Source organism: Lysinibacillus sp. FW301-JW8, from assembly GCF_058788755.1.
The window spans coordinates 1-3,291 of the sequence record NZ_JBYTBB010000133.1; the positions used below are offsets into that span (position 1 = coordinate 1).

The 3,291-nt window shown below is 38.3% G+C and carries 2 protein-coding genes; both read right to left on the reverse strand.

Features of this window, described 5'->3' with window-relative positions:
* Window positions 1-60: 60 nt before the first annotated feature.
* On the reverse strand, window positions 61-1,392 hold the full coding sequence (locus AC3WOM_RS26530; RefSeq protein ID WP_492449150.1) for an NtaA/DmoA family FMN-dependent monooxygenase: 1,332 nt from the start codon (window positions 1,390-1,392) through the stop codon (window positions 61-63).
* Window positions 1,393-1,691: 299 nt separating this feature from the next.
* Window positions 1,692-2,519: a helix-turn-helix domain-containing protein gene (locus tag AC3WOM_RS26535; RefSeq protein WP_492449153.1), complete on the reverse strand. Its 828-nt coding sequence runs from the start codon at window positions 2,517-2,519 to the stop codon at window positions 1,692-1,694.
* Between the last annotated feature and the right edge of the window lie 772 nt (window positions 2,520-3,291).

Below are 3,291 nucleotides of genomic sequence, written 5' to 3' on the forward strand. Positions count from 1 at the left end.
TTTTTTTATGCACGGATAATATTGCGGAAAATTCAGTTTTTTGAAATACGTTGAATTATTTTAATGCGACGCTAGTGAATGATCAGTAGTATTAATTCCTAAATGATCGCGCAAAGTGACACCCGTATATTCACTTCTGAACAAACCTCTTGCAACTAACTGCGGCATCAACTTTTCAAAAAATATTTCCAAAGATTTTTCTGAACCACCCGGAATAGCTATAAATCCGTCAATGGCTCCAGCCTCAAATCTCTCAATTATATCGTTTAATACGTCCTCAATCGTTCCAACTGAAACCCAATGAGCAGATCCGACAACCTCTGGTCTTGCCAATATCTCTTCCACTGTAGGCTGATGATTTGTAATATATCGACGCAACAGCTCAGCGTGTGTTCGGCTACGGACTGGCTGATTCGGATCGGGAAGCATATCGGAAGTTACGTGACTATCCAAGGCTAAGCTACTCAGATCAAGACCCAGTACTGATTTAAGCGATGCATGTCTGCGCTCTATAGTCAAATGTGCATGTGCAGCCTTATGTAATTCATAGGCTTCCTCGCGGGTTTCAGCCAAGAAAAAATATAAGCCTGGCAAAACTCTTATGTTGTCTGGATTGCGCCCATACTCCGTAGTTCTTCGTCTCAGATCATTTCGCAATTCCACCCCTGATTCAAGGTCTGGCATCGCGGCAAAAATTGCATCTGCTATTGAAGAGGCAAAATTTCGTCCTGTACTCGACGCACCTGCTTGAAATAAAGGAATTGGTCCTGATTTATGGGCAGGCAAAGTAAGAAGCCCCTTAACACTAAAAAACTCACCCGAATGATTAATTGGGGAAACCTTATCCTTATCAGAAAACATGCCTGTCTCACGATCAATAACAATGGCTTCATCCGGGAAACTTTCCCAAAGTTTTCCTACAACCTCAGTAAATTCAATTGCTTTCGCATATCTTTCTTGGGAAGAAGGCATAGGTGACTCACCGAAATTTTCGGCACCTTCAATAGAAGTGACAATATTCCAACCAGCCCGTCCATTACTCAGCCAATGCAAAGACTGAAGCTGTCTAGCAACAACATACGGTGGATTAAAAGTCGTAGAAATAGTCGTTACTAGCCCGATCCGCTCGGTTTCACGAGCAATCGCTGCAAATATAATAGTAGGGTCGGGGCTACCAAAATTAGCGGAATCACCAAGCATCTGTGGACTAACAAAAAGATAATCGGCTCTGAACAGAAAATCTAGCTTTGACTTCTCTGCCATTTTTGCCAAATCAATGTAAGGGTCAATTGAACCCATTTTTTCCACATCGCTATCTAGGCGCCGCCAGTCGTCTCCTTTAAGCCAAGTAGATAAGACTAACCCAATACACAATTGTCTATTTATAGTCAAAATTATCAATCCTTCCTAAATAGTAAAAATAGTTTTCGCCCACGAAATACTCTGATCAGATGTTGTCTTTAGAAGGCATTAGTTAATAATGATTCTCATTATCATCCATAGTGTAGCAAGGTCTGCAACAGATGCAAATACACAAATCACAAATACTATATGCATTATTATCTAATTCAGGTTTGCTGAATGATGATTTAAACGAATGGTAGGGCTAGAAGGGAAAGAACGAGGCAAAAGGGAAAAAGCCTGCATTCTCGGTTATCACCAGTTGCAGGCGCAATACATAAATCAGTAACTCAATTTATACGATTATCTAATTTATGTGTATATGTGGAGGGAGAAACACCAAATTTTTTTTTAAAAACTCTACTGAAATATAGCGGATTGGTATAACCGACACTGGTAGCAATATCGTGGATGGGAAAATTACTTACTTTAAGTAAATCAATTGCTCTTTCCATACGATAATTGATAAGATAGTTGATTGGACGAAGCCCAGTATATTTGTGAAAGTAATATGAGAAGCGCTTTGTACTCATTGCATGCAGTTCCGCCAATTCGTCAAGTGTCAACGGATTCATGTAGTGTCTATGTATGTAAGCAATAGCCTCCTCTATTACCCTTTCGCTTGGGGAACTTCCACTTTCTCGATGCTTGCACCCCACTAAAACTTGATGCATGACACTTAAAAATAATTCCTTGACACGAAGCCTCTCAATACCTCTCAGTGTATTGGTATTCTGATGAAGTAAGATAAGTAATTCTAGTACTCTCGGATTTGTTCCCACTTCCAGTTTGAAATGCAAGTTGCATTCATGACCGCTTACTTCGTCAAACTTGTCAAATCTATAAAACAGTAAATAGTACTCGTACTCTAATTGACCTCTAACTTGCGCTTCCAGTTGCATGCCTGGAGCAACATGAAATACTGATCCTGGATATGATTCATAGAGAGTTCCGTTCACACGCATTCTAGCCTCTCCACGAATTACAAAAAGAAATCCATGCTGGACAGTCCTAAATTCACTTAAAATACTTTTTGGCTGGATGACCAAACGGTGGACACCTTCTATATCATAGAAACCTCTAGCAAATACCTCGGCTAATTTATCCAAATCTATTATGATTAATGCACCTTCTCTCTATACAAACATTGCACATTTTTGGGCTACTTTCATTAATGCCAAACAAATAGCTTGCGCCAATAAAAAATATGATCTGATGTTGCCACAAACAGACTATTAATTAATAATAATTCTCATTATCGAAATATAGTGTAGCAAGATCTGCAACCAATGCAAATACACAAATCACTAATACTATATGCATTATTATCTAATCTAGGTTTTCTGTATGATGATTTAGCCGACATGTAGGATAGGGCTTTATAGCATTTATTGTCATTTCTGTTCTAAAGCGATTATTCTAATGCAATCTTTTGCACTTTTTTTTAATTGATCTAAACCATTTTGATACCACTTCACATAATAACCGAAATATTCCTTTATAGAATCCTGTTCTCTATAAAACAGAATTAAATGCTTATTTGCTGTTTGAGCATAAACATTGGCTAGCAGTACTTCGAATCCTGGAGAATGTATAAGTAGTATCGTAAATGTAATGAACGGTACGACTTTTTGCATACAGTTGATAAAGTATCTGTTACTATGTCTGCTTTCATTTCCTTAATATAAGTTTCTTCGCACTTGTTGTACCGTCTATAGTCTTCATTTGAGAGATAACTCTTCTATTCCAATTGAATGATTCAATTGCATGTTGTTGAAATACTATTATGTCAATGAAATCAAGGTGATAAATAAAAAAGTATAGCCCTTTTTCAAAACGAGAGGTTGATCTCCGTTCCGACTGAGCGCTTTCCTGGGGGCGTCCGATGAG